This is a genomic window from Pseudomonas sp. MAG002Y, assembly GCF_019400845.1.
In the GTDB taxonomy this organism is placed as follows: domain Bacteria; phylum Pseudomonadota; class Gammaproteobacteria; order Pseudomonadales; family Pseudomonadaceae; genus Chryseomonas; species Chryseomonas luteola.
In genome coordinates, this window is sequence record NZ_WOEJ01000019.1 from 40,547 (window position 1) to 64,955 (window position 24,409).

At 53.7% G+C, this 24,409-nt stretch carries 21 protein-coding genes and 2 pseudogenes; 12 read left to right on the forward strand and 11 right to left on the reverse strand.

The annotated features are described in order from the left end of the window. Nucleotides 1-270: 270 nt before the first annotated feature. From GM154_RS26050 to GM154_RS21600, 3 genes and pseudogenes are all read left to right on the forward strand, one after another. Nucleotides 271-1,278 (forward strand): annotated as a pseudogene (locus GM154_RS26050) (cache domain-containing protein); the annotation flags it as partial. 15 nt (nucleotides 1,279-1,293) lie between these two features. After that, nucleotides 1,294-2,133 carry a methyl-accepting chemotaxis protein gene (locus tag GM154_RS26055; protein ID WP_374940336.1) on the forward strand — a complete coding sequence of 280 codons (840 nt, stop codon included), beginning with the start codon at nucleotides 1,294-1,296 and terminating at the stop codon, nucleotides 2,131-2,133. A gap of 635 nt (nucleotides 2,134-2,768) precedes the next feature. After that, on the forward strand, nucleotides 2,769-3,131 hold the full coding sequence (locus GM154_RS21600; RefSeq protein ID WP_010798781.1) for a hypothetical protein: 363 nt from the start codon (nucleotides 2,769-2,771) through the stop codon (nucleotides 3,129-3,131). Between the two features lie 48 nt (nucleotides 3,132-3,179). On the opposite strand, the gene GM154_RS21605 is transcribed toward GM154_RS21600, so the two are convergent. Beyond that, nucleotides 3,180-4,004: an HDOD domain-containing protein gene (locus GM154_RS21605; RefSeq protein ID WP_074829070.1), complete on the reverse strand. Its 825-nt coding sequence runs from the start codon at nucleotides 4,002-4,004 to the stop codon at nucleotides 3,180-3,182. A 228-nt stretch (nucleotides 4,005-4,232) separates the two neighbouring features. On the opposite strand from GM154_RS21605, the gene GM154_RS21610 reads away from it, so the two are divergent. Continuing rightward, nucleotides 4,233-4,379: a hypothetical protein gene (locus GM154_RS21610; RefSeq protein ID WP_010798779.1), complete on the forward strand. Its 147-nt coding sequence runs from the start codon at nucleotides 4,233-4,235 to the stop codon at nucleotides 4,377-4,379. A 179-nt stretch (nucleotides 4,380-4,558) separates the two neighbouring features. Here GM154_RS21610 and GM154_RS21615 read toward each other — a convergent pair whose 3' ends face one another. Then, nucleotides 4,559-5,704, reverse strand: a complete 1,146-nt coding sequence (locus GM154_RS21615; RefSeq protein WP_219653316.1) for a hypothetical protein — start codon at nucleotides 5,702-5,704, stop codon at nucleotides 4,559-4,561. Between the two features lie 394 nt (nucleotides 5,705-6,098). On the opposite strand from GM154_RS21615, the gene GM154_RS21620 reads away from it, so the two are divergent. Further along, nucleotides 6,099-7,433: a TrkH family potassium uptake protein gene (locus GM154_RS21620; protein ID WP_258019973.1), complete on the forward strand. Its 1,335-nt coding sequence runs from the start codon at nucleotides 6,099-6,101 to the stop codon at nucleotides 7,431-7,433. Beyond that, nucleotides 7,423-8,100, forward strand: coding sequence for a TrkA family potassium uptake protein (locus GM154_RS21625; RefSeq protein ID WP_074829063.1), 678 nt, complete (start codon nucleotides 7,423-7,425; stop codon nucleotides 8,098-8,100). The genes GM154_RS21620 and GM154_RS21625 overlap by 11 nt, the downstream gene beginning before the upstream one ends. Before the next feature lie 90 nt (nucleotides 8,101-8,190). Here the strand turns inward: GM154_RS21625 and GM154_RS26060 are convergent, their stop codons facing one another. From GM154_RS26060 to GM154_RS21645, 5 genes and pseudogenes are all read right to left on the reverse strand, one after another. Then, on the reverse strand, nucleotides 8,191-8,724 hold the full coding sequence (locus tag GM154_RS26060) for a methyl-accepting chemotaxis protein (RefSeq protein ID WP_374940337.1): 534 nt from the start codon (nucleotides 8,722-8,724) through the stop codon (nucleotides 8,191-8,193). Between the two features lie 12 nt (nucleotides 8,725-8,736). Continuing rightward, a pseudogene (locus tag GM154_RS26065) lies at nucleotides 8,737-9,507 on the reverse strand (PAS domain-containing protein); the annotation flags it as partial. Nucleotides 9,508-9,845: 338 nt separating this feature from the next. After that, nucleotides 9,846-11,015, reverse strand: a complete 1,170-nt coding sequence (locus tag GM154_RS21635; protein ID WP_074829051.1) for a hypothetical protein — start codon at nucleotides 11,013-11,015, stop codon at nucleotides 9,846-9,848. A 320-nt stretch (nucleotides 11,016-11,335) separates the two neighbouring features. Continuing rightward, on the reverse strand, nucleotides 11,336-11,893 hold the full coding sequence (locus tag GM154_RS21640; protein WP_216822624.1) for an SDR family oxidoreductase: 558 nt from the start codon (nucleotides 11,891-11,893) through the stop codon (nucleotides 11,336-11,338). An 11-nt stretch (nucleotides 11,894-11,904) separates the two neighbouring features. Further along, on the reverse strand, nucleotides 11,905-12,060 hold the full coding sequence (locus GM154_RS21645; protein WP_216822623.1) for a hypothetical protein: 156 nt from the start codon (nucleotides 12,058-12,060) through the stop codon (nucleotides 11,905-11,907). Between the two features lie 174 nt (nucleotides 12,061-12,234). On the opposite strand from GM154_RS21645, the gene GM154_RS21650 reads away from it, so the two are divergent. Then, on the forward strand, nucleotides 12,235-12,699 hold the full coding sequence (locus GM154_RS21650) for a heme-binding protein (protein WP_219653317.1): 465 nt from the start codon (nucleotides 12,235-12,237) through the stop codon (nucleotides 12,697-12,699). Between the two features lie 12 nt (nucleotides 12,700-12,711). Continuing rightward, the gene (uraH, locus tag GM154_RS21655) at nucleotides 12,712-13,113 is read left to right on the forward strand and encodes a hydroxyisourate hydrolase (RefSeq protein WP_125889118.1); all 402 of its coding nucleotides are present in this window, start codon (nucleotides 12,712-12,714) and stop codon (nucleotides 13,111-13,113) included. A gap of 405 nt (nucleotides 13,114-13,518) precedes the next feature. On the opposite strand, the gene GM154_RS21660 is transcribed toward uraH, so the two are convergent. Next, a complete protein-coding gene (locus GM154_RS21660; protein WP_219653318.1) occupies nucleotides 13,519-14,415 on the reverse strand; it encodes a LysR substrate-binding domain-containing protein in 897 nt (298 codons plus the stop codon). A gap of 105 nt (nucleotides 14,416-14,520) precedes the next feature. Here GM154_RS21660 and GM154_RS21665 point away from each other — a divergent pair, with 105 nt between their 5' ends. The 3 genes from GM154_RS21665 to GM154_RS21675 all read left to right on the forward strand — a co-directional run bounded on the left by GM154_RS21665 (nucleotide 14,521) and on the right by GM154_RS21675 (nucleotide 17,876). Continuing rightward, nucleotides 14,521-15,864, forward strand: coding sequence for an MFS transporter (locus GM154_RS21665; protein ID WP_074829037.1), 1,344 nt, complete (start codon nucleotides 14,521-14,523; stop codon nucleotides 15,862-15,864). Between the two features lie 60 nt (nucleotides 15,865-15,924). Beyond that, a complete protein-coding gene (locus GM154_RS21670; protein ID WP_125889115.1) occupies nucleotides 15,925-17,202 on the forward strand; it encodes a glucarate dehydratase family protein in 1,278 nt (425 codons plus the stop codon). Between the two features lie 179 nt (nucleotides 17,203-17,381). Further along, on the forward strand, nucleotides 17,382-17,876 hold the full coding sequence (locus GM154_RS21675) for a DUF4126 domain-containing protein (protein WP_074829032.1): 495 nt from the start codon (nucleotides 17,382-17,384) through the stop codon (nucleotides 17,874-17,876). A 112-nt stretch (nucleotides 17,877-17,988) separates the two neighbouring features. Here GM154_RS21675 and GM154_RS21680 read toward each other — a convergent pair whose 3' ends face one another. Continuing rightward, a complete protein-coding gene (locus tag GM154_RS21680) occupies nucleotides 17,989-19,698 on the reverse strand; it encodes an amidase (protein ID WP_219653319.1) in 1,710 nt (569 codons plus the stop codon). Nucleotides 19,699-20,061: 363 nt separating this feature from the next. Next, a complete protein-coding gene (locus GM154_RS21685) occupies nucleotides 20,062-20,913 on the reverse strand; it encodes a LysR substrate-binding domain-containing protein (protein ID WP_125889147.1) in 852 nt (283 codons plus the stop codon). Between the two features lie 155 nt (nucleotides 20,914-21,068). Here GM154_RS21685 and GM154_RS21690 point away from each other — a divergent pair, with 155 nt between their 5' ends. After that, nucleotides 21,069-21,920, forward strand: a complete 852-nt coding sequence (locus tag GM154_RS21690) for a DMT family transporter (protein WP_074829123.1) — start codon at nucleotides 21,069-21,071, stop codon at nucleotides 21,918-21,920. Between the two features lie 5 nt (nucleotides 21,921-21,925). Here GM154_RS21690 and GM154_RS21695 read toward each other — a convergent pair whose 3' ends face one another. After that, the gene (locus tag GM154_RS21695; protein ID WP_219653320.1) at nucleotides 21,926-24,382 is read right to left on the reverse strand and encodes a PAS domain S-box protein; all 2,457 of its coding nucleotides are present in this window, start codon (nucleotides 24,380-24,382) and stop codon (nucleotides 21,926-21,928) included. Between the last annotated feature and the right edge of the window lie 27 nt (nucleotides 24,383-24,409).

Sequence of the window (24,409 nt, forward strand, 5' to 3'; positions counted from 1 at the left end):
TGTCCTCGAGATAGCTTGGTTTTCTCATTGACCTCAAGGTTGCATTTGCACACGTTTAAAAACGTTGTTAGGCCTACAGCTATCAAGCTTCCAGCAGATAACTTTCATACCAATCGAGTCTTTCATTACTCCTTTGCCCCACCTTGATTGGCAAATACCACCTATTGCTTTCGCTGGAGCAAGGCCGTTATGACTATCAAACAAAAACTTACCTGCGCATTTGCGGCCATTGCCTGTACACCTGTGCTTCTGATAGCGGTCGTTGTGGCTATGAACCTGCGCAGCCAGGCTCAGGACGACTTTATTGACAGCAGTAGTCGTGAAATTCGTCAGATCGACAATGCTATGCAACAATTTTTTGCCGGCATCAGCCAGAACGTTGAGTATCTCGCTAAGCTGCCCGCTGTGACAAATACAGAGCCACTCAAACGTTATATGCAGCCCAATGCTGATCAACTGCCAACACCCAGCAGCAACGCGGTAATGCTTGATCTTTTTACTCGATTTGCCACTACGCATCCCGCTACGGCCTATTTGTCAGTAGGGCAGGCTGATGGCGGCTATGCACTGTGGCCGGATGATCCTAAGCTCAGCAATTACGATCCACGGGTACGACCCTGGTATAAGACCGCCATGGATAATCCGGGCAAAACGGTACGGACATCAGCGTATTACTGGGCACCTGACGATGTGGTGCTAATGGGAACCGTACGCACCATAGACGATGCTCAGGGCAGGCCAGTTGGCGTGCTTGGGCTGGATGTGTCGCTCAAGCAGCTGACCGACCTGGTTAAGCAGATCAAGTTGGGTCATAGCGGCTACCTTATGCTGATCGAAGACAATGGTAACGTACTGGTCGACCCCAGCCATGCAGAGCATAACTTCAAGTCGCTAAAGGACTTAGGAAATGAATACGCTCGCTTGGCGAGCGCTACGAGTGGACTGCAGCAAGTTGAACTTAATGGTGTGCAGTACATGGCAAATGTCTGGTCTTCGCCAGACCTGGGCTGGCGCTTCATCGGGCTGATTCAGCGGGACGAAGTGATGGCTAGAACGTTGAGCCTTACTTGGCAGATCGCTTTGATCGCTACGGTTTTGGTTATTATCTTTGCTCTGGTGGGCGCCAGCTTCGCCGGTTTAATTGCAAAGCCAATCCGCAGCGTAGCCGATGGGCTGGAGGGCATTGCACAGGGTGAGGGTGATTTAAGCCGGAGTTTGACCGTTCGTGGCAAGGACGAAACAGCCCTGCTTGCGCGTTGGTTCAACCAGTTCCTGGACACAATCCGTCAGCTTGTGCAGCGCGTCAGCAGTGCATCGACAGGGTTGCAGCAAGCCTCCCACGACAGTGCACGCGTCGCGCATCAGATTAACGATGCTGCAGGGCGGCAACGCGAAGCCGTAGAGCTTGTTTCTACTGCATTCAATGAGATGGTTGCTACAGCCAACGAAGTGGCGCGCTCTTGTAGTCAGGCCGCGGTGTCGGCGGATACCGGTTTCCGCGAGGTACATAATGGTCAACTACAGATCGACGAGGCTACAGGAAGTGTTTCGCAACTAAGTGACAACCTCGCGCAGGCTACCCAGGCGATGCTTGTTCTTGAGCAGGACAGCAAGAACATTAATGCCATCCTCGACACAATCCGCTCGATTGCCGATCAGACAAACCTGTTGGCCCTGAACGCTGCCATCGAGGCGGCTAGAGCAGGCGAGCAGGGCAGAGGCTTTGCCGTAGTAGCCGATGAGGTTCGAGCGTTAGCCAAGCGCACGTCTGATTCAACCGGAGAGATTGACGGGCTTTTGGGCGGTCTGGCGCGGCGCACCCAGGAAGTCACGAAACAGATGCAAAACAGCTTGTCGATGTCCCATAACAGCGTTGAACGCATTCAATTAGCCAGGGTTAGCTTTGAGCAGATCCGCTGCTCGGTCGACAATATCCGCGATCAGAACATACAAATATCTGCGGCTGCCGAAGAGCAACATCAGGTCGCCGAAGATATCAATAGACATATTTCGCATATTCATGACGACGCCCTGGTGGTAGAGCAGTTGGCTCAAGCGGCTCGTACAGATGCCGCACGTCTGGAGCATCTTTCTGAGGAGCTACATGGATTGATCGGAGGATTTCGGACGTAATCAGCCTTCAGGAGGGGTACGCATGGTTGCAAGCCCCTCCTGACACCGCCAGGTATGGATGTGAGAGCCCATAGCTGGCGTTGCGGAAATGCTATTGGCAACGAGCTAGAACGCCGGCGTAAGCCATAAAGCGCATGGTTAGCTCATGAAAAGCACAAGCTCAGCCGGTTTGGTTAATGCGCTAGTCTTACAGCTCAACCTTTGGGTCGGATAGAACGCATTGCAGCGCTGATTATCCAATGACTGTACTGCGATCCTGAGCGATCTTTCTCCTGGTACTGAACCAGGCGTTCAGATAGACATGGACATAGCCGATTCAGCCTTTCGTTTATTCAAAAAGAGCGTTCCGCTTTGTTTTCTTGCACGTCACTTTGCCTATCAAACGCATGCAAGATTTCCTGAAAAAAGTCTTTTTTCCTGTGTCTCCTATAGCTCAATCCAGCGTCTAGTTGATGAGCATAGCCTTTATCCGTAAGGCGGCGTTTGGGTTTCGACCGGTAACACGATCAGTTGAAACATGGGCGTCGTATCGTCGGGACCGTTGGGCCTGCTCTACAAGACTTAGGGGAACCCCTCCGTGATTAGCGGTTCTAGTCTTAAGTGGTAGTGCTTTATAGGTAGAGGAGAGCCAGTCTATGAAGGCAATCCGTATGTTGGCGGCAACCGTGGCCCTTGGTGTAACAAGTGGTCTTGCATGGGCTGATTTGCCTCCTGTGATCACGATGGGCCCCGGCTTCAAAATCGTGGTGAATGGTGCAGAAGTGCCGGTCTTCGGCTTTGACCGTTGCCCGCAGGCCGCTCTGGATCCACAGAACACCTTCCATATCCCTGGCGAGCAGGCCAAGGCCTGTACCGTCATTCCCAGTTACCAGAGTGAAGTCAAAGTCCGCATGATGCTGCGCTCCGGTCCGGTCGTGGAAACCTGGGGGGTCATGCGTTATGGCAACATGCTGGGCTTTCGCCGGCCCGGCGGCGATCTTGTCGTTCCGGCGACCTGACCGTTAAGCTGAGGTGATACCCGGCAGCACATGGCTGCCGGGCAGGGTTCAGCCGATCAGTTCGGCAAACGCTTTGTCGGCTTCAAGCACGTCGGGTAAGGCAGCAAACAGCTTGTCTGTATCTAGTCCGTTGAACAGGGGGCCGGTCAGATGCTGCTGTGCCTCAGGCGTGGCACCATGGGCTTCGTAGACATCGCTGATCGCTACTGCTTGCGCCACAATGCGTGGGTAATCGTCCGCCTCGGCAGGTGCCTGGGTGGGACGACCTTGATAAGCGATCGCTTGTTGAATGACCTTGGGTAATTGCCAACGCTTTGCCAGCTCTGCCCCTACTTCTGGATAGCCAAAGCCCAGTTGCACGGTCTCATCCGCTGCTCGTCCCGTAGCGTCCCTTTTAGGTTGCTTGTTCAGCGTGGCTGCATAGTCAGGCGCACCCGCCTGAATCAGCAGCTCACCAATGTTATGCATCATGCCACAGGTAAAGGCTGTGTCCGGGTCTTTGCCCAGCTGCTTTGCCAGGAGTCGACAGATACTGGCTACCCGAAAACTGTGAGTCCAGAACGCTTTCAGGTTATAGCCTGAGTCCACCTTGAACGCGCCTGTCATGGCGGACGCCAGAACCAACGTACGAAGCGTATTGAAGCCCAGGCGCATGGTGGCATCTTCGATGCTGGTCGAATCACGAGCACCCTTGAACCGGGCCGAATTGGCGAGGCGTAATACCTTAGCGGCAATGACGGGATCCCGCTCTACATTACGTGCAACACTGTCCAGGCTGGAGGAAGGGTTATCGAATTGCTGGATGAGATCCTGGGCGACCTTGGGCACGCTGGGCAGGTTGTGAATCTCATTGAACAGGGTGTCGATATTCATGAAGGCTCCTTGATGCCTGAACGGTATATTCCAAAGCATAGAAAAGGTTTGCCAAGTCGCTAGTGGTCAGACGTCGGCTCGCTGGTGCAGAGACGTGTAATAGTCCAGTAAAGTACGGATCCTCGTCTTCAATCCCTGCTGCAATAACTCCAAGTGCTCAGCCAGCCTGAACAAAGTGGTCATAGACTTGCCCAACAAAAAGGGCACCCACTGCACAGGAGAAGACTGATGGTTGAATTCCAAAAGGCACCGGACGACCCGGAAATCGATCCAACCCCTTCACCACAGGATGAGCCAATCGGTGATGATCAGCGTGAGCATGCCCCCGATGAGCGTCTTCCTCAAAAGAATCCGACTGACCCGGAGTACAGCTGATGGACAACGATCCTCATCGTCATTTCGATGACGGTGTTCCAGACGAGACTCACCCGGACGAGATGCCTGCGGAGGATGACAATACGCCGCCGGTAGACCCTGTGGGAACCTGTATTTAAGGATAAGAGCCCGGTTCAGAGGCCTTTCGCAAGGCGCCTGAACCTGGCCAGCGTCAGCGGTTAACGCTGTGTCAGTGTCGCAGTGTTACCCGTACCGCTCTGGGTAATGGTCGCCATATCGCCCTGAGAAGATTGGGTTACGTTCATGCTGTTGGCTGAGCCATTCTGAGAGAGAATGGCCGAATAGCCTATGCCGGTTTGCGTAGCCGTAATCGTGTTGGCATCACCCGACTGTGATACATACAGTTCGTTGTCATCGCCGTTCTGGTTGAAGTACAGCTCGTTACCCGTTCCGTCCTGAACCGATGACAGGAAGTTGCGGTTACCTGTCTGGGCCACGTCGTAGGACGTCTCTCCTGCCACGCCTACAACGTTGCTGTTACCTGTTTGCGATACATTGACTTCGTTGTAGGTCCCGCCCTGCGTGATATCGACTTTATTGAGGTCGCCGGACTGATCGACACGTGCAGTAGCATTATTTGCAGAGGGTTCCCCAAAGATGCTGTTCTGCGTCAGCCTGATGCTATTTCCATTTCCTTCCTGGGTAGCAAGCGCGACGCTGTTATCGATCAGCTGAGAAACCCGCGCATCGTTGTTATCACCGTACTGATAAACCGAGGCGATTGGGTACTCGCTGAAGGACTGGAAGATGTCACTTCTGTTACCGCTGCCTTCCTGAACTGTCGTTTGAGTTCCGTAGTTGGAGCTGTAGTGCTCACTGTTAGCATCGTTATTGTCGCCATTCTGGCGTATGGAGGCATTGCTGTAAGACGATAGGGTCTGGTTGATGCCAGCGTTGTTTGCCGTGCCGTTTTGCTCAATGATTGCGGTATCTTGATCGGCCTTGCCACGAAACCCCATACCGCGATGTTCGTAGTCACTTTGAGTGATATAAGCCGTATTCTCATTGCCCGACTGGTAAATCTGCCCAACGTTGAGGCTTCCGCCTTCCTGGATAAATTGCGTCCTGTTGCCAACGCCCTCTTGGTAAACCGTGCCGCTGTTTTCAGTACCGGACTGCTCAATGAATCCGTAACCGTTTTGTCCTGTCTGCGTTTGCGTAAAGTTATTGGACGTACCGCTCTGTTCGATCGTGGAGGTGTTGTTTTCGCCGTCCTGATTAAGATCTACCGTGTTGTTTTCTGCATGAGCATGCAAGGTGAGGGTAGCCAGTACGGCAAGAGCGAGGGGTTTGAGCGCAGGCATTGAAAAATCTCCCTATATCAAAGTCATGAGACCGCTGAAATCGTTATCAACTGATGACGGCTCACCCACAACTGCATAGGCATCTCGCCTGCGGGTATCTATCAGCAAATGGCTGGGAGCCATGAAAAGCGCATCAGAACAGGCAGGCAAGAATTCTGGTCTTCCCTAACCAACATTCAAATGAGTCAACATGGCACCCAACCGGTGCGTAAAGCAGCTTGAGTATAGGAACGGCTTTGGAAGGATGCCAACAATAGTAAGGCTATTTATTAGGTTGCCAATCATAAGAGTTTTTGAGGACGCCGTTTTTTCACTGTGGTCTCATAGACGCGCATATCGTTGCGTCTTGCCACAATGTAAATGCCCTACAAAACAATGACTCGAGAACAGGCCCTTGCTGCGAAATACCATAAAACATCCTGCCCGGCTGGTGCCGTTGGCCTTCCTGATCACCATATTGATAGGCACATCGTTGCTTATGTTGCCAATAGCGCGAGCCGGTGAGGCGAGCGCTCCCTTTCTGACGGCCTTGTTTACTGCGGTTTCGGCAACCTGTGTGACCGGTCTTGTCACCGTAGACACTGCGACCTATTGGAGCGGCTTCGGTCAGGTCATCATTCTTGTTCTGTTCCAGATCGGCGGAATCGGCATCATGAGTGGTGCAACCTTGTTGGGTCTTCTGGTTAATCGACGCTTGCAACTGAGCAGCCGATTATTGGCCCAAAGTGAAACCCGCTTGCTTGGGTTGGGTGATGTCGTTGAGGTGCTGCGATTGGTGTTGGCCGTTACGCTCACAGTCGAGTTGACGATAGCTGCACTGCTCGCTTTCCATCTGCATTTTGCTTATCAGGAGCCTTGGGAGAGTGCCGCATGGAATGGTATTTTCCACGCGATTTCGGCGTTCAATAACGCCGGATTTTCTACTTACTCAGATAATCTGATGGGGTTCGTCGCAGACCCTATCGTGATTCTTCCCATCACTGCTGCACTGATCATAGGCGGCATCGGCTCTCCCGTCCTGTATGAGCTCAGGCACATGCGCCGGAAAAACCGGCCATGGTCTGTTCATACGCGCATTACTTTGCTGGGCTCGGCGCTCCTGTTGATCATCGGTACAATAGCCATGCTGGGATATGAATGGAATAACGCTGGCACACTTGGTCCACTCGACACAGGGGCCAAGCTGTTGGCCGCCTTTTTCCATTCTGCTGCCGCGCGTACAGCTGGGTTTAATAGTTTAGACGTCGGGCAATTCACCACAGAGACCTTGGCTATCCATTACATCCTGATGTTTATCGGGGGCGGTAGCGCGGGTACCGCTGGAGGTATAAAGGTTACTACCTTCTTTTTACTGTTCTTTGTGGTTTGGGCAGAGATCCGGGGTAACACGGATACCGCAGTCTTTAACCGACGGATCGCTTCGGAAACGCAACGCCAAGCATTGGTTGTTGTTCTTTTGGGAACTGCTATGGTCGCGAGTGCAACACTCATTCTGATCAGTGTGACCTCGTTTCCTCTTGAAAAAATCGCGTTCGAAACAATTTCTGCCTTTGCCACGGTAGGTCTTTCCACGGGAATCACGGCTGATCTTCCTCCAATAGGGCAGGTCGTTATCATCGTCCTGATGTTCGTAGGCCGCGTCGGGACGATTACCGTGGCAACTGCCCTGGCCTTGCGTAGCCGAAACAAACCTTATCGCTATCCTGAGGAACGCCCCATTGTTGGATAAACTGTTCTCGTCGACCCGCAGTGACAGCGTGGTCGTTATCGGTCTGGGCCGCTTTGGTGCCTCTGTTGCCGAATCGCTAATCGACATGGGGCATGAAGTACTAGGGCTGGACGAGGATGCAAGCCTCGTCCAGAACTGGTCCGACCGGCTGACCCATGTCGCTCAAACCGACAGCACCAATATCGAAGCCTTGCGCCAGTTGGGCGTTGATGAATTCATACATGCTGTTGTTGGCATTGGTAGCGACCTTGAGGCCAGTGTTCTAACCGTCCTGGCGCTTCAGGAGCTGGGTGTGAAAGACATCTGGGCCAAAGCCATGAGTGCAAAGCATGGACAGATTCTTGAGCGAATCGGTGCTCATCATGTTGTCTATCCAGAGGCCGCCATGGGAGAGCGCGTGGCTCATCTGGTGACAGGCAAGATGTTCGAATTCATCGAGTTTGAGGATGGTTTTGCCATTGCCAAAACCGGAGCGCCACAGGAAGCCCATGGAAAAACGCTAGCCGAATCGGCTATTCGTACACGCTATGGCGTGACCGTGATCGGTCTTAAGCGGCTCAAGACAGACTTCGTGTATGCCAAGGCAGATACACGGATACACGAAGGTGACTTCTTGATCGTAGCGGGCACGACCAAACTGGTGGAAAAGTTTTCAGCTCAGGTTTAACGCCGTATCAATAAAGTCTCTTGATGGTCCCGTGTTGGTCGACATCCGCTCAGCTTTACTGAGCGGATGTCATTTTCAGCGTTTTATGAATCAACTTCCCAGCTGATTGGCAAACTGCTCTACCGCACTTACTACCTTCTTGGCGCCATCCTGAATTTCCAGAATTACCGAACCTGCTTCGTTAGCCAATCCAAGACCATGTTCGGTCTGACTTTTGCTGGTTGCCATGCTGGCAACTGCGGCTTCGGCCAATGACTGGTTCTGTTGTACCACATCGACAATTTCTTTGGTTGCCAGGCTGGTTCGTCCAGCCAATTGGCGTACCTCGTCAGCGACCACCGCAAACCCCCGACCCGCCTCACCGGCCCGTGCTGCTTCGATGGCTGCGTTCAAGGCTAGTAGGTTTGTCTGTTGGGCGATGCCGCTGATGGTCTGCACAATGGTATTGATTAGCAGCGACTGTTTGCTCAATGCCTCGATTCCGTTGGATGCCACCTGAATCTCATCGGCGATCTGGCGCATCACGCTTACCGTATCCTGAACTACCGAAGCGCCTTTGTTAGCTGTATCGTCGGTATGCAGCGAAGTGCGGTAGGCGATATCGGCAGCTTCGGCAACCGCCATCTGCTGGTTGACCTGCTCGGTGATGACCGTAGCAAATTTCACGATCTTGTAGAGCTCGTTGCGTGTGTTGAACACTGGGTTGTAGCTTGCTTCGAGCCACACCACACGGCCCATGCTGTCTACACGTTTGAAACGGCCGGAGGCATACTCGCCCCGATTCAGCCGCCGCCAGAATTCACGGTACTCTTCGGAATTGTATTCTTCCGGCTCACAAAACATCCGGTGATGCTTGCCCTTGATCTGCTCAAGACGATAGCCGATCCCTTGAAGGAAATTATCGTTCGCATCGAGCACCTCACCGGCTGGGTTGAATTCAATTACGGCTGTGGAGCGGCGCAGTGCCTTGATGAGGCCCGCATTCTCAGTGGCCACATCTACAGATTCGGTCACATTGCTTGCCAGGCAGATGACTCCGGCAGCTTTACCATCCTGGTCTTTTAGCGTCTGCCATACAGCACGCAGCCACACCAAGTTGCCATCCGCTTTGGAAAGTCGATAAAGACCGCTAATGTGTTTGCCCTGTTTGATGGCAGCTTGTAAGCCCTTATAGCATTCCAGTTGTTTAACGTAAGGAGGAATATATTTATCGAGGGGCTGACCTACCATTTCTGATTTTGAATAGCCCATCGCTTGAAGAAATTGTTCATTGGCGGTCTGGATGATGCCGTTGTTGTCCAGCCTCAATGTCATCATTTCTGCTTCAAGTGCTTCTCGGATCTGCCGTAGCGAGGCATTTTCTTCCTTGAGAGAAGCGAGTTCTTGTTTGAGATGTGAATTGAACATGACTGGACCGCAAGTGTGGATGATGATGAATAGCTTTTCGTTCCTATACTTCTTTTCTAAAGACCAGTTAGTCGGTAATGGCGACAGCCGGCTGTATCCTTAGGTCATATGCAAGGTGCTGAAACGCTTGTGCATGAATAGACAATGCTTTTCTATTAAAAAGGTTCAGACCAATGGTATTAGTGGCCTATGGACATCAAGAATGATTATTAAGCCGTTCTATTTGAACGGTATTATTCAGGATGCTTAAGCCGTATATGGAACGGAAGTTAAAACATGGATCAAAGAAATGATCCATGTTTAACGATCAAGGAACGTTACGACACGGCCTATTATGATCAGCGCTGCATAAGCGTAATTGTGTTACTGTTACCGTTTTGAGAAGCATTGGCGATATTACCAGCGGTGCTTTGGGCGATATTGATAGCGTTCATGATGCCTGTCTGCGAAACTGTAGCCATATTCAGATCGGTGTTTTGGTTGATTTGCGCAGTCTGATCAAAGCCTTCTTGGATAACGGAGATGACGTCTCCATTACCTGAGCTGAAACCTTCAAGCACATTATTATTACCTGTCTGTACCAATGACAGCGCATTTAGCTGACCCGTCTGATCAAAGTACAGATCGTTGCCATTTCCTGTCTGTGTCGCGTCAACCGAGTTGTAGCTACCCTGCTGTTTAAAATTACCTCCATATCCATTGCCGTCTTCGCTAGTAATCAAATTACCGCCGCCCACCTGAGCTGTCCTGAACTGATTGTTGGAACCATTCTGCTCTACACGGGAAGTATTACTTGCACCGCTCTGGTTAGTAGTGACTATGTGGTCATTACCTTTATGTTGGTGGGCAACCACCACATTACCGTAGCCGTTCTGCTGAATAACAATGTCTGACAGAACAGTATCGTACTGATTGGCGCGGGCATTATTGACGTCACCCTCTTGGTAAATACTAACCTTTACTTGATCAGACCCATTTTGATAAGTGTGCGCCGCATGTCCATCGCCAAGCTGAGTAACGGCTTGCCGTGAAAACCCAGAGTTCTGCTTTGCTTCTACTACGTTATGGTCTCCACGCTGCACAAAATCCTGATGGGATGTAATGGTGTTTTCTTGGGAGGCGTAAACACTGTTGTAATAGCCTTCCTGAGTAACATTCGTCTGAGAGAAGGTATTGGCATCCTGAAAAATGCGGGAGGTGTTGTTGTTACCGTTCTGTTCAACCACAGAGGTACTCCCCAGGCCACCTGTGCTTGTGTTTTCAGCGCGGTTGGTAACGCCTTCTTGCCTTACAGTGACGTCGTTTTCAAGACCAGTCTGATAAAGGTAGATATTATTGGCTGTACCGTCTTGGGAAAGCGTGACCTTGCCATTTTCGCCAGACTGGGCAGCGCTGGCAACGTTACCTTCTCCGGTCTGGGTAAGGCTGGCCATATTGTTTTCTGCAAAGGCATGGGCAGCAATAGCCAAGGACAGGATGGTAATCGCGAGGGGTTTGATCTTGAACATATATATCCTTATAGGCCTGTTGTTGATGTAGTCCGGTACAGGTACGTATACAGGAGAGCACACGTTTACGTTTGGTTAGTCAACGTGAAATAAAAGAGAAGTAGAAATATTAAATTAAACTCTTCTTGAGTTTATAACGCTTTTAATTAAATAGTAGTAAGAGGTGATTGTTTTTTGAACCTGATAGAGGATTGATCAGTATTAAAGATACTCATGCGAATTGCTAGCTTCCTAAATATCGGTATGCAGCTCCGCCGTTGGCAAACCAATAGAGGTAATTAGTATAGTAATTCGCTGGCGCTACTCGCTTGAGAATACTGTCAGCCAGGCGAAGGCAACAGGCGCAGCAGATGACCAATCAAGCCCCAGCGCCTGGTGACATAGACGTGCTTGGTACGCGTCCTGATGGCGCCATATATACAATCGGCGGCTTTTTCAGGCGTGGCCACCCAGAAGGGTTTATCAGCTTTCAACATGTCGGTGTCGACAAAGCCGGGACACGCCTCGGTTACTGTCACAGGCAGTTTATGGTGACGTGCCAGGTCGCGCAGGCCATCCAGGTATGTCGAGACGAAGGCCTTCGAGGCGCAATAGGCGGTAGCGCCCCCATTGGCACGGAGCTTGGCAATGGATGAAATTCCTACCAGGTGACCCTGTCCCTGCGCTATGAAATGCTTCATGGCTATTTGGGCCATGGCCGCAAAGCCCAGTGCATTGACAGCGATAGTTTCTTCATCGAGCTGCCAAGTCAGGTCCGGATTGACATGGCCTGTCCCCGCACTGATGACTATTAGCTCAACGTGACCTACCTGCTGGATAAAGCCTTTCAGAGCTATCCGGGCTTCGTCTATTTCCATCAGGTCCAGTGGGCAAATGATGGCGTGATCACCTAGTTCCTGGGCGAGTGCCTGAAGGCGTTCAACTCTTCAGCCAAACCGACCCGCCAGCCTTCTGTTACCAAACGGCGCGCCAGTGCCTCACCCATTCCGGAGGAGGCACCGATAACGATGGCGCCAGGGCGATACGCAGGTGGTTTTACTTCCATTGAAGATGGTCCTTGAGCAGTACGTTGGGAAAGCCTAGCACTACACCCGGTGTCTAGTTAAATGGGTATGTCATACATGCATCACGCGGTTTCTGACAAAAATGTCATTGCAATGACCCGTTTCTGACCGTGCGGCCTGGTTAGGGTATATCGATCCAACCAAGGAGCCCTGTCATGGACAGAATCGTTACATTCACATTGCTCATGCTGGCAGTCGTAAACGCAGAAGCCGCCTTACCGAAACAGGCGGAGCTGGATTTGGCCACAGCCCGTCGCTTGCTGGACGCTGCGCCCTGTCATGCTGCAATGGCAGCACTTGATCGCGGTGGGAACCCCATTCTTATTCAGCGCGATACCCGGGTGGGCCCTCATAACGCAGACGCTGCCCGCCGCAAAGCCTATACCGCACTGTCTACCAAGACAGCGACACGCCAGCTGGCCGAGAAGGCCCGCCAGAATCCGGAGGCTGCCAACCTCAATACCTTGTCTGAGCTACTGCTGCTTGGAGGCGGTGTGCCCCTCTATGAAGGCGACGCGCTGGTAGGCGCTTTTGGCGTAGCAGGTGCTGGCGGCGCTGCCCAGGATGAGCAATGTGCGACCGAGGCTGCCTCGGCGATAGGTTTGAAAACTAACCCTTGAAGGAGAACCACCATGAAGACTCTGATACTGGCGCTGGGTATGACGGCAATGTCCGGCATGGCTGTCGCTGCCAATAATCCGCTTAGCGTACATGTGCTCAATCTTGAGACCGGCGTACCCTCATCCGGTGTAAATGTAACGCTTGAGCGTCACATCGGAGAGACTTGGCAGCCGCTGGCCCAAGGCACTACCAACGAGCAAGGTCGCATCGCTGAGCTGTATCCCAGTGATAAGCCCTTACAGAAAGGTGAGTATCGAGTGGTTTTCAAGACCGGCGAGTATTACAAGAAAACCGGCCACGAAACCTTTTTTCCTGAGATCCCTGTGATCTTTGAAGTCAAACAAACGGATCAGCACTATCACATCCCACTGTTGCTCAGCCCTTATGGTTTCAGCACCTATCGAGGTTCATAGGGCGTCAGTCAACGAGTCTTGAGAAGATGTTGCCATTGTGTCGGTATCCACTGAATGATACCGACCCTTCACGCTAGTGCTGGCGGAGAAGACGATACCGTTTTGCTAAACAACGGTACGCCTACTTCTCCAGGCAACCGGGTTGATCGCGTTTGGATTTACGCTGGGGTCCAGCGTGGCCCTCGTCGTAACGAAGCGGAGAGGGAAGGCTGAGAGATTTGATCAGGGTGCACCAAGGTGTACGTCCAAATCGAAAGCGATTACCGGGGCTTTTTCCTGGCCTGTGACCACTCGGTCCGCTGGCTAGCTCTCTTCCTGCCTCGGCAAAGCGTTGGACTACAGCATCCTCATCAATCTGGCAGAGTGAGCCAATAAGGGTTCCTGATAGAGACCTAGCGGGTTCTGCTAACGCTCCGCCTTGATGGCAGAGCGGATGGCTTCCAGCAGCATCTTGCAGGCGGGATTGTCATTATCTGTACGCCATACCAGATGCAATTCGCTTTGTATGCCGTCGCCCAGATCGATTTCTCTAAAGACCACCTCCTTGAAGACGACATTGGTGGCGCAGCGAGGTACAAACGCCAATCCCATCCCCGCGTTGACCAACGCCAGAATGGTGAGCGATGAGCTTAGCCATTGAATGTATTCCGGCTCGACGCTGGCGGAGCGGAACATACCGGTTAGCAGCTCGTTGAAGGGGGGATAAGCTGAGTGCGAATACATGAGAAAGGGCATCCCATGAAGATCCTGCATGGTTATCACAGGTGCATGAGCTAAGGGATGGCTGGCGGGTACAGCAAGCACGAACGGCTCACGCACCAGGCATTCGGTTTCATAGCCCGGCTGCAGGAGTGGTGCACGGACGATACCCAGGTCGATACGGCGTGCCCGTAGCGCTTCGTGTTGCTGAAACGTATTCATCTCGGTCAAGGCAACCTTGACGTTAGGCTGACTAAGACGGGCTTCGGCAATGACCTTGGGAAGAAACTCATAAACGGCGCTGCCAACGAAGCTGATGGTAACCGAGCCGATGTCGCCTTCGGCAAAACGTCGCGCGGCAATTGCAGCCTGTTGTGCTCGCTCCAGAAGTGCCTGGGCTTCGATGAAAAAGGCTCTTCCTGCCGCAGTCAGGGCTACGCTGCGCGTACTTCGAGAAAAGAGTTCTACGCCCAGGCTATGCTCAAGTAACTGAATCTGCCGACTTAACGGCGGCTGCGTCATGTTCAGCCGCTCTGCCGCACGGCGAAAGTTGAGTTCTGTGGCCACCGTGGTGAAGCAGCGGAGCTGAGCGAGTTCAAACATTGATCTAATACCGGTATCAATCAAGACCTAATATAGATTAGACAGTAACAATATCGGCCTCCATTATCGACGCTCTCCTACAAAAACAATGAGCGGGAGTCGCCCATGAGTAATGTCCAGTCTTCCGTGGACTCCACGGTGCTAACCCGTGCGGTCTCCAAGGTGAAACGGCATGTCTTGCCGCTATTTGTCGTCATGTTCATCGTGAACTACATCGACCGGGTCAATATCGGCTTTGTACGTAGCCATCTCGAGACCGATCTCGGGATTGGTGCCGCTGCCTATGGTTTGGGTGCCGGCCTATTCTTCATTGGCTATGCGCTATTCGAGGTCCCGTCCAACATGCTCTTGCAGCGGTTCGGTGCCAAGGCCTGGCTGACGCGCATCATGTTCACCTGGGGTATTGTCGCAACGGCCATGGCGTTCGTACCCAATGAAACCTGGTTCTATATCCTGCGATTCCTGCTTGGCGTTGCCGAGGCGGGGTTTTTCCCTGGGGTGGTTTACTACTTCACCAAATGGCTGCCTGCTGATGAACGTGGCAAGGCCATGGCAATTTTTCTGAGTGGTTCAGCCATTGCCTCTATCCTCTCTGGTCCGTTGTCTGGCGCCCTGCTGGGAATAACCGGGCTGGGGATGTCCGGCTGGCAATGGATGTTCCTGATAGAAGGCTTGTTCTCGGTCGTACTGTGCGGTTTTGTCTGGTTCTGGCTGGATTCTCTGCCCAAGGATGCCAAATGGCTGAGCACGGAAGAGCGCAATGCACTGACTGACTGTATCGATGAGGAGCAACGCCAGCGCGAATTGGCAGTAGGCGAGAGCAAGGCTCATCCTTCAGCGTTCAAGTTGTTGCGTGATCCGCAAATCGCGCTGTTCTGCTTTCTGTATTTTTCGATCTCGCTGACGATCTACGGCTGCACTTTCTGGCTGCCAAGCATCATTCGCTCCATGGGCGGGCTGGGCGACTTCGAGATTGGTCTTTTCAATTCCATTCCTTGGATCATTTCCGTCGTGGCCATGTACCTGTTCGCCAGTCTGGCGTCCCGCTTCAAATGGCAGCAGGCCTGGGCCTCATCGGCCTTCATCATTGCAGCCATTGGGCTGTTCGCCTCGACGATGGGGGGGACGGTGTTTGCGTTTCTGGCTATCTGCTTCGCCGCTATCGGATTCAAGGCAGCGTCATCACTGTTCTGGCCGATCCCCCAGTCTTATCTGGATGCACGTATCTCGGCGGCAGTCATCGCACTGATCAATTCGGTAGGTAGCCTGGGCGGTTTCGTTGCGCCTGCCACGTTTGGCTTTCTGGAGGAACGGACCGGCTCGATCGAGGGTGGCCTCATTGGCCTTGCCACGGTCTCCTTGATTGCTGGCATTCTGGTCTTCATGACCAAGACGAGAAGAGGGCCTAGCGACGGGATCAAAGCCAAGATGGCCGCTGCGCCTGCTTGAGTAAAGGACGGGCCTGCCGGGCAGTCCCGTAGGCCCTCTCTAGTGTTCAGGAGTTCTATCATGAAGATCAAACACATCCGTGTAACCCCGATTGCCTTCAAGGATGCGCCGCTGCTTAACGCCAGTGGTATCCATGAGCCTTATGCGCTGCGCTCGATCATTGAGGTCGAGAGTGATAACGGTGTTATAGGCTTGGGCGAAAGCTACGGTGATGCACCGGTGCTTAGCGTGCTGCAGGCCATGCAGGAAAGCCTGCTCGGCCTTGATCCTTTCGATCTCAACGGGTTGCGCGCTCAGGTCATCCAGACAGTGGCCCGTCTTCAACCGGGTGCCAATCCCGGAGCAGAGTTGGCGCCGGGTTCACACCCCAGTAAACAAGTGGCAAATGCATATTCGGCGTTCGAGGTTGCCTTTCTGGACCTACAAGCCCGTTCAATAGGGGTGCCGCTGGTAGATCTTCTGGGCGGCGCCGTACGTCGGGAGGTCCCCTTCAGCGCCTACCTGTTTCTAAAATATGCCGAGCATATTCAGTCACCCTATAAGCCAGACCGGTGGGGCGAGGCGATCAGTCCGGAGCAGGTAGTCGCCCAGGCGCGTACCATGATCGAGGAGAACGGATTCCAAAGCATCAAGCTTAAGGCGGGAACCCTGCTGGGCCCCGAGCATGAGGTTGCCTGTATGAAAGCGCTCAAGCAGGCTTTTCCTGGCATACCTCTGCGCATCGATCCAAACGGCAACTGGTCACTCGAGACTTCGATTCGCATGGCGGAGCTGTTAGGCGATGATCTCCAATACTATGAAGATCCGTGTCCAGGCCTTGAAGGGATGGCTGAGCTGCATCGGCGCACAGGCCTTCCACTGGCGACCAACATGGTCGTGACGGATTTTGATGAGTTCCGCCGCAGCATCGCGCTGAACAGCGTACAGATTGTGCTGGCGGACCATCACTATTGGGGTGGCCTGCGTGATACCCAGATCCTTTCCCGTATGTGTGAAACCTTTGGGTTGGGCGTTTCGATGCATTCCAATTCGCACTTGGGCATCAGTCTTATGGCAATGACGCATGTAGCGGCTGCTGTACCCAATCTCTCCTATGCCTGCGACACACATTACCCCTGGCAGGAGGCCGATGAAGAAGTTATCAAAGGTGGCAAGCTACCGATTCGCAATGGGTGCGTTGCGATTACAGACGCACCCGGACTAGGCGTTGAGCTGGATTATGACCAGCTGGCCAAACTCAACGACCAATATCTTACCTGCGGTATTCGCCAACGTGATGACGTCCGGCAAATGCAAAAATATGATCCCGAGTGGAAAGCATTAAAGCCTCGGTTCTAAAGCAAAAAGTAGCCATAGGCATCCAGAAAGCGGCTTGTCATCTGTTGCCTTTATAAGCAACAAAGGTAAAACATGGCAAGCCGCTCCATCAGGAAGCGATACAGCTTTAATCTTGCAGTTCAGCCTGAACTGCCTCCAGCTACGGCCGGTCGACATGCTTAACGACTGGAGGTATGAGCATGACAAGATCGAATCGTCTTTTATGGGGCGCTTTAGCGCTAGGCGTCGTAACAGGTATGCGTAGCATGTTGGCTCCTGCAATGGTCAGTGAGGCGCTTGCCAGGCGTTCGGCTGCTACCAACGCAGACTCCTTGACCCGTACGCTGGTTAAGCCCAGAGCACGCCATCTCTTGATACCGCTTGCCGCAAGTGAATTGTTGGGCGACAAACTTCCATTTGCCCCCGATCGGACAATCGCACCGTCAATGATGGTACGGGCACTGTCAGGAGGTGTGACCGCTGCAGCCTTGGCTGGGGCGCAGCGGCAGCCTGCTTTGGTCCCCGCTTTGATCGGCGCAACCGCTGCCTGCATCTCGGCAAAAATCGCCATTCGCCTGCGCAAGCGTTACGGCAGCTCCGGTGCAGTCATCAACGCAGCCTTGGGACTCGCCGAAGACAGCTTGGCACTTGCTATTGGTAACGCCGGGTTGAAGCGCGCTTTGGGTAAGGGCTGAGGTTGGTTTAGCAACACAGGGACAAACCTGCACAAAGGCGCAGGCGAGTCCCTGAATATATTGGCAACTGAGCGGGACTGGTTACAGCTCCTCAGTCTCGCCCAGCTCCTGGTCAGCTCGTTTGCAACGGTGGAGTACGCGGGGGAATCATGCGGCGCGATCCGGTTGATTCGAAAGCCGCTGCAAAACGCAGCAGGGAGGAATCATCGTAGGCACGTCCGGCAAAGGTCAGGCCTACCGGCATACCGATATCGGCCATGATGCCCATGGGCACCGTTACGGTAGGTATGCCTAAGTGACGAATCGCAAGGTTACCATTGGCGACCCAGACGCCATTGCTCCAGGCGATATCGGCCGACTCGGGATTCACGTCAGCATCGGCTGGCCCTACGTCTGCAACGGTCGGGAAGATGACGGCATCCAATCCCAACTGGGTCATCCAGTCTTCCAGATCGATCCGGCGCGTCTTTTCAAGCCCTTTCAGCCCCTCAGGTAACGTGGCGATTTTGTCCCATGGCGTGATGCCGCGCTCGGCCATGTTCACATACTCGTCCATACCGGCCGCAAGGTCTCCCTCCCGGTTGGGTAGGGTGCCCGGGTCATGGGGAAAGATTTGCGGGCCATCGACGTCCACCAGACGGTTCAGTTTGGGATCCCCATTGGCCTGAAGAAAATCATCGAATGCCCAGGCAGTCAGCTCCCACAGTTCGTCATGAAGAAACTCTTTCGAGACCAGTCCACGGTTGTATACCGTTGGCGCGCCGGGACGGTCGCCTTCGCAATTGGAAACCATCGGGAAGTCAACCTCGACCACTTCGGCACCCGCGGCCTCAAGGGCTTGTCGAGCCTGCTCCCACAGTGCGATGACCGAAGGTCGGGTATGGATTCGTTGCCCAGTCGGACCGCCGATACCCGGGTTTTCACTGGTCCCTGCCTCGGGGTCTGCATTTATGTACATGCGCGGAACACCAAACCGCTTGCCAGCAAGGGCATCAGGTTTTGCGGCAAGCTCCCTATACGTGGCGGGCCGCACCGAAGAGGCGCTCGGGATTGGTACCCAGGGCTGCATCCGCCATAGATCGCCGCGTGTTTCCGGGTCATCCGCCACGATCACATCCAGCACTTCCAGTAGGTCTTCCATGGTTCTGGCAAAAGGCACAACCACATCCATCGTCGGGGTCAGTGGCCAGTTACCACGTACCGAGATTACCCCCCGTGAAGGGGTATAGGCGCACAAACCATTATTCGAAGCAGGGCCTCGTCCGCTCGACCATGTTTCTTCTGCAAGGCCGAACGCGGCAAAGCTCGCTGCGGTAGCTGTACCTGCACCGTTGGAGGAGCCAGAGGCGAAAGGCGCGGTCAGGTAATCACTGTTGTATGGACTTTCCGCGCGACCATAAACGCCGCGCTGCATGCCACCATTCGCCATGGGGGGCATATTGGTCTTGCCCAGGCAGATCGCACCCGCCGCCCGCAGACGCTCGATCGTGAACGCATCGCGGTACGCCACCAGATCCTTGAAGGCAGGGCTGCCCGAGGCGGCAGTCAGCCCTTTCACCAGATAACTGTCTTTTGCCGTATAGGGGATCCCATCCAATGGACCAAGTGTTTCGCCTCGGGCGCGACGGGCATCGGATGCTTCCGCTTCCTTGAGGGCATCAGAGTTACTGACCACGACAGCATTCAGGGCCGTGGGCGTATCAAGACCATCATAGGCTTCGATCCGGGCAAGGTAGGCATGAACCAGCTCAACTGCTGTGGTACGGCCTGACTCAAGCGCCTCACGTAGCGCGGCAATGGAAACCTCGGTTACTTCAATCATGCTGCCACCACTGGATGCGTAAAGGTGATGTGAGAGTGGTAATCCAGAGGCTTGGTGTTTTTCCTCTGGGTATGAGGCTCAAGAACATCATGTAGGTTGGAGTCAATTCTCATAAGGATCCTGGTCAAATAACAGATACGGCAGACGCTGGAGCCAGAAGCTTCTGCTTGCACACGTGTTTGGTCGCTCTGCGCACACCGAGTGGCTGATAGGTGACAAGTGTATCAAGTCAACCGACGAGGAGCCTCCTGGTCGATAGGCGCCAGTGCAATGATATGAAACAAGCACACCGCGTCGCCCGTTTCACAGGTAAAAGCCTAATCTCACGCAGGACAGTTTGCAGCGACCCTGTAGCTCTGCCAGCTATAGACGGAAGTATCGCTGGATGGCATCTATCAGCAGCTCTACGGCTTCATTGCTTTCCCTGGCTGGAGGGCGGACCAGTACCACTTCGTGGTCAGGCATGATGGGTAAGTCCTCGCGTATAACCATTCTTTCGGTTACCCGTGCACGATCCATGAGCGTAACGGCAAGCCCGGCCTCGACACAGGCTTTTATCGCCTGGCTGGAGGCGCTGTCCAACACTATCCGCCATGGCCTTCCTGCCGCTGTGAGGGTGCTTATCATGGCTTCGCGGTAAGGGCAATCCGCTGCGTAAAGCGCCAGTGGTACAGGATCGTTCAACGTGGCGGGTAGCACTGCGCTTCCTACCCAGACCGGGGTCGTGGAGGTGAGTACCAGTGCGTCGGAGCCAGCCGCGCGAGGTTGTGTCAGCAATGCCAGATCAAGCTTTCCCTGTTGGAGATGATCGCGTAGCGTAAAACTCGGTGCGGTGGTTACCTCCAGTACTACGTTTGGCCAGGAGGCTGTGAAAATGGGCAGGATGTCACCAATGACATGGGCGGCATATTCATCAGGCATACCTAACTGAACACTTCCAATTACATGTGGACCATGCAGCTCGCCCATAACCCTGTCATGGGTTCGGAGCAGCTCAGCGGCAGACATGAGCAGTCGCTGCCCAAGCGCTGTCAGGGATACCGACTGGTTATCACGCTCAAGCAGGCGCCCCCCAGCAATGGTCTCCAGCCGCTGAATATGCACGCTGATAGCCGCAGGGCTTTTATGAAGATGCTCGGCCGCCAGCCTGAATTTTCCCATCCGAGCTACGGTATCAAAGGTTCGAAGCAGCTCGATATCAAGGGTTGCGTTCATCATTTAATATTTGTAAACCATTAAGTGATAAAGTTTTGATTTATTAGATTAGCTGGTTTTCGTAAGGTCGGGTGATGAATCAGACCACTCGAACGACCCGACCCCTTATCAGCGCTCTCTCAGGCGTTCTATCTCTCAGCAGAGCGCCTTTACTCCTGCTTGAAGCAATGATGGTCATTACGTGGAGTTCGGGCTTTGTGGGTGCCCGTTTTTCAATCGATTACGCACCTGCGCTGCTGGTCGTGTTCTGGCGGTGTGTAGTGGTCACGCTTTTCCTGTTGCCGTTCGTGATCAAAACGCTTCGATGTGTTCACCCCGCCGTGCTCTTGCAGCATGCGGGTATCGGTCTACTGGCCATGGCGGGTTATCTGGTCGGTGTTGTCCAGGGCATTGCGCTGGGTGTTCCGACAGGTCTGGCTGCATTGTTTGCCGATCTACTGCCTATCGGTACGGCACTGCTTAGCGTTACCGTTCTGGGGCAACGGCTTTCGGGCAAGGTATGGCTGGGGCTGGCCATTGGTCTTGGCGGAGTGCTATTGGTTACCTATGACGCCCTGGCGTGGGGAGATGCGCCTTTATGGGCGTATGGGCTGCCCATATTAGGCATGCTGTCCCTCGCGGTGGCTACGTTATGGCAGAAGCATTGCAGGCTTTCTCATCCACTTGGATTGCTGCCAACAATGTGGCTGCAGTGTGCGGTATCTGCAGTGGTATTCGCTGTGCTTGCAGGCTGGCAGGGTAGCCTCTGGCCCATTCCAACGGCAGGTTTTGCATTGAGTGTCTTTTGGACCGCGGCAATTTCTACCCTTGGCGGCTATGGTCTGTATTGGGTGTGCCTGCGGCGCTCATCACCCACACGGGTAGCCAGTGTGCTCTACCTGAGCCCAGCGGTTACGCTGGTATGGGCATGGATGATGTTCGGCGAGCCGCTCTCGTGGCTTATGTTGGTAGGTGCCGCTGTTTCTGCAGGAGGAATCCTGTTGGTCGTCCGAGCGGACAAAACGTAACGTCTTCATGACTCGATCATGGTACGAATGCGTGTAGCCATTATGTCCATGGCGAAAGGCTTGGTTAACACCGCCATGCCCGGCTCCATTTGCCCTTCGCTCAGCAGGCTTTTTTCGGCGTAGCCGGTAATGAACAGAACCTTGAGGCCAGGGCGCCAAACCCGTGCTGCATCAGCGACCTGTCGGCCGTTCAGGCCACCTGGCAAGCCTACATCGGTAATTAACAAATCGATGCGCCTATCCGAGTGCAATATCTCCAGGCTAGCTGCACCGTCGCCAGCTTCGAGGGCGATGTACCCAAGGTCTTCAAGAATTTCCATGATCAACGTACGAACCGTAGGCTCATCATCTACTACTAGAACGGTCTCGCCCGGCTCTGAGCGGGGAAACTCTGTAGCTTCGGCAAAGCCGGTCAAGGGGGTGATAGCATTGCCATAGTAACGAGGCAGGTAGACACAGACCGTAGTGCCTTCGCCTAGTCGTGAATTGATTCGGACCTGTCCGCCCGATTGCTGGACAAAGCCATAGACCATGGACAATCCTAGGCCGGTGCCTTTTCCGATTGGCTTTGTTGTAAAGAATGGCTCGAACGCCCGCTCAATGACCGTGGGAGGCATCCCGGTTCCGCTGTCGGTAACACTGAGCGTGAGATAGTCTCCCGGCGGTAGATCGTGCTGTCGCGCCGCGTACTCATCAAGAGAATGGTTGGCCATTTCAACGAGGATACGCCCGCCTTGAGGCATCGCGTCGCGAGCATTGATGCACAGGTTAAGTAGGGAGTTTTCAAGTTGAGGTGCATCGACCAGCGCAGACCACAACTCCTCTGGGGTATTCATTCTTACGGGCGTCGCAGGGCCTACCGTACTTTGAATCAGCTCCTGCATACCCAAAACCAGCTGTCCGATACGGGTCGGCTTGGGATCCAGCGTCTGGCGCCGTGAAAAAGCCAGGAGACGGTGGGTAAGCGACGCCGCACGCTTGAGACCGTTTTGGGCCATGCCCAGATAGCGCTCTAGATCATTCAGTCTTCCCTGCTGTATACGGATCTGCATCATATCCACTGACCCGGAAATGCCAGCCAGCAGGTTATTGAAGTCATGGGCGACACCGCCTGTCAGCTGGCCGACGGCTTCCATCTTTTGTGCATGACGCAAGGCTTCCTGCATCGAAGCCAGCTCGGCTTCTGCTGCCTTTGCTGCCGTGATATCCCGTCCGGTTGCATAGATCTGCCCGGCAGAGGGCGCCGCAACCCAGGAAAACCAACGGGTGGAGCCATCCTTATGGCGATAGCGATTCTCCATTTCAGACAGCTCGCCGCGTGCAGCTCGTTCATAGGCTTCCAGCGGCGAAAGAGCGGTATCGGGTATCACGAGTTCACTGACGTTCTGTCCGAGCAGTTCTTCCGGTTCATAACCCAGGATACGTGTCCAGGCGGGGTTGACCTTACGGAAAATGCCCTCGTAATCGATCACCAGCAAAAGGTCGGGCGAAATCTCCCAGAGGTGATTCAGCTCTATGGTTCGCTCGGTTACCTGATGCTCAAGATTCTTTTTCTGTCCTTGCAGGACTTCGTCTGCATGGCGGCGAACGGTAATGTCGCTTACTGCGCCAAACCACTCAGTAATATCACCCGCCGCATCAAGAAACGGTATGGCTCGTGATTGCACCCAGCCTATACTGCCATCAACGCGCTTGACCTGATGCTCCAGGCTAAACAACTTCCTGGAGGTTATCGCTTCGTTGAAAGTTGCCTTCACGCGGGGCTGCTCGTCAACGGGAATATAATCGGTCAACCAGTTCGGATTGGGCGAGGATGTATCCTTCAAAAAGCCACGTCCCTTCAGCTCGTGCATCTCCTGCCAATCCCCACTCATGGAATACAGCCCCTCGGATGATGCACTGACAAAGGCGCTCAGGCGCGCCTCGCTGGATTTTGCAGCCAGCACTTGCCGCTCCAAATCAGCATTGGCCTGAAGCAGCTTGCGCTCGGCCACGATACGGCCCGTCGTTTCCGTCACAACCAGAAAAATACCTGCGACATGACCATCGTCATCCCATAACGGGCTATGGCAGTGCGTGAAGAATGCTTCCTGCTGTACCCCGTTGCGATTGGGTGTGTATCGGGCATCCTCTACAAAATAAGCCTTCCCCGAGAGGACATGATCAAAAATCGGAGTCAGCTGATCCCACATCTCAAACCACCATTCCTTGGCGGGTCTTCCAAGATTTCCAGGGTGCTTGTTACCCAGACTTGGAGCGTAGGCATCGTTGTAAAAGGTAATCAGATCCGGACCCCAGTGCACCATCATGGGAAAGTCGGAGCTGAGTACTATTCTGATGGCTGCCTGAAGCGACAGGGGCCAACCTTCGACAGGGCCTAATGGAGTGTTCTGCCAATCAACGGCCCGTAATCGTTCACCTGCCTGACCGCCTCCCACGAGACAAGACTGCTTACCCATCATACGTTAGCGTTTAGCCCTAGAGGAGAA

Coding starts and splice junctions, on each gene's coding strand:
- GM154_RS21600 (WP_010798781.1), top strand. CDS start 2,769: ATGAAGGCAATCCGTATGTTGGCGGCAACCGTGGCCCTTGGTGTAACA.
- GM154_RS21605 (WP_074829070.1), bottom strand. CDS start 4,004: ATGAATATCGACACCCTGTTCAATGAGATTCACAACCTGCCCAGCGTG.
- GM154_RS21610 (WP_010798779.1), top strand. CDS start 4,233: ATGGTTGAATTCCAAAAGGCACCGGACGACCCGGAAATCGATCCAACC.
- GM154_RS21615 (WP_219653316.1), bottom strand. CDS start 5,704: ATGCCTGCGCTCAAACCCCTCGCTCTTGCCGTACTGGCTACCCTCACC.
- GM154_RS26060 (WP_374940337.1), bottom strand. CDS start 8,724: ATGGCGGTTGCCGAAGCTGCCGATATCGCCTACCGCACTTCGCTGCAT.
- GM154_RS21635 (WP_074829051.1), bottom strand. CDS start 11,015: ATGTTCAAGATCAAACCCCTCGCGATTACCATCCTGTCCTTGGCTATT.
- GM154_RS21645 (WP_216822623.1), bottom strand. CDS start 12,060: ATGGAAGTAAAACCACCTGCGTATCGCCCTGGCGCCATCGTTATCGGT.
- GM154_RS21650 (WP_219653317.1), top strand. CDS start 12,235: ATGGACAGAATCGTTACATTCACATTGCTCATGCTGGCAGTCGTAAAC.
- uraH (WP_125889118.1), top strand. CDS start 12,712: ATGAAGACTCTGATACTGGCGCTGGGTATGACGGCAATGTCCGGCATG.
- GM154_RS21660 (WP_219653318.1), bottom strand. CDS start 14,415: ATGTTTGAACTCGCTCAGCTCCGCTGCTTCACCACGGTGGCCACAGAA.
- GM154_RS21665 (WP_074829037.1), top strand. CDS start 14,521: ATGAGTAATGTCCAGTCTTCCGTGGACTCCACGGTGCTAACCCGTGCG.
- GM154_RS21670 (WP_125889115.1), top strand. CDS start 15,925: ATGAAGATCAAACACATCCGTGTAACCCCGATTGCCTTCAAGGATGCG.
- GM154_RS21675 (WP_074829032.1), top strand. CDS start 17,382: ATGACAAGATCGAATCGTCTTTTATGGGGCGCTTTAGCGCTAGGCGTC.
- GM154_RS21680 (WP_219653319.1), bottom strand. CDS start 19,698: ATGATTGAAGTAACCGAGGTTTCCATTGCCGCGCTACGTGAGGCGCTT.
- GM154_RS21685 (WP_125889147.1), bottom strand. CDS start 20,913: ATGAACGCAACCCTTGATATCGAGCTGCTTCGAACCTTTGATACCGTA.
- GM154_RS21695 (WP_219653320.1), bottom strand. CDS start 24,382: ATGATGGGTAAGCAGTCTTGTCTCGTGGGAGGCGGTCAGGCAGGTGAA.